This is a genomic window from Litorimonas sp. (assembly GCA_029936425.1).
In the GTDB taxonomy this organism is placed as follows: Bacteria; Pseudomonadota; Alphaproteobacteria; order Caulobacterales; family Maricaulaceae; genus Litorimonas.
Genome location: JAPYSU010000124.1, coordinates 1 through 1,293 on the forward strand (window position 1 = coordinate 1; position 1,293 = coordinate 1,293).

Consider the following 1,293-nt stretch of genomic DNA (forward strand, 5'->3'; position numbering starts at 1 on the left):
ATTGAGATGGTGTGAAAGAGAGTCCAAGGCTTTCGTGCGCGGATATTTGTTAGTTCGAGAAAGGAGGTCTGACTGTTATCGGGCCATATGATAAAGCAATGGAAAGGTGATCTGAGTGCCGGAAACTAATCTAAGCTCTTGGGATCCGCTTGCAGTGCAACCGGACCCGGGTATTCTCATTGCGTCACAGCGACGTGAGATTCGAAATATTCTTAAAAGCTACACGGGGTACTACGATCTCTTTTCGGAGCTTTTTCAGAATTCGCTAGATGCAGTAGAAAAGCGTTGCTCTGAAAAAGAAGATTCGTTTGAGCCGACCATTTGGGTGACGATTGATCTCCAAGGTAAGCGTATAGCCATTACTGACAACGGATGTGGTATGGCTGAGTCTGAATTTCGTCAGTTCCTTCGCCCAAATCTATCTTTCAAGAAGGAGGGCGATACCCGAGGGCACAAAGGAGTAGGGGCGACATACCTCGCATACGGCTTCAATCATTTGGAAGTGGCAACCAAGTTCGAAGGCCATTTTGCATCAGGCGTTCTGAAGCGAGGGCGGGAGTGGGTAGAGGATGGCTCCGACACCGTCCCTAGACCCAAAGTGGAGCCAGTGATCCCCAGTCACGACCCTTTCAACGAAATTACTCGTGGTACTTCGATGGTAGTCAGGCTCAACGGGCAGGCAATTCGGCCTCGTGATCTTTCTTGGCTCGGTGCAAGTGACGCAGATAGATGGCTTGCAGTACTTCGGTCTACAACGCCGCTCGGGGGGATATATCTATGTGATAGCAAAGCCCGAGAAATTAGTATTCAGTTAGAAGTGTTTGATTTGGAAGGAGTAAGAACGGAGGCCAACCTCAATCAGCCGGAATATTTGCATCCTAACGAAGTACTAAATCGCACGGTAGATCTTCGGGGTTATCTGGCTGATAGGAAGACGCGTGTTGAGAAGGGATTAGATGTTTCCAAGCCTCCAGCCAAATTTCGTGCTTTACATGGAATATGGGGGGAGTGGACAGGGAGCGAGATTCTCAATGGAAAGTCTCCAATCAGGCCTCGTTTGGAAAAGTCGGAGGAAAAGCTAATAAGTGAGCTAGGAGTATCGTTGAGAATATTTTTGGCTTTCTCGACCGATCTATGGGACACATATAATGATAAAAAACTTGGCTTGAGAAAAGGCCACCGGCTTCTTCGGGGTGGGCTGCAGCTTTGTACGCGGCACATGCCCCAAGGCCAGCCAATAACCATTCCAATGACCAATAATATTGGTTTTCAAAATCTCGCTCATGTACTCGT

The 1,293-nt window shown here is 48.1% G+C and carries 1 protein-coding gene; it reads left to right on the top strand.

What is annotated here, in order from left to right; all coding sequences use genetic code 11:
• Nucleotides 1-115 precede the first annotated feature (115 nt).
• Nucleotides 116-1,293 (top strand): ATP-binding protein (locus ACN0IC_RS15505; RefSeq protein ID WP_416879651.1); only part of this gene is annotated, 1,178 nt, incomplete at its 3' end.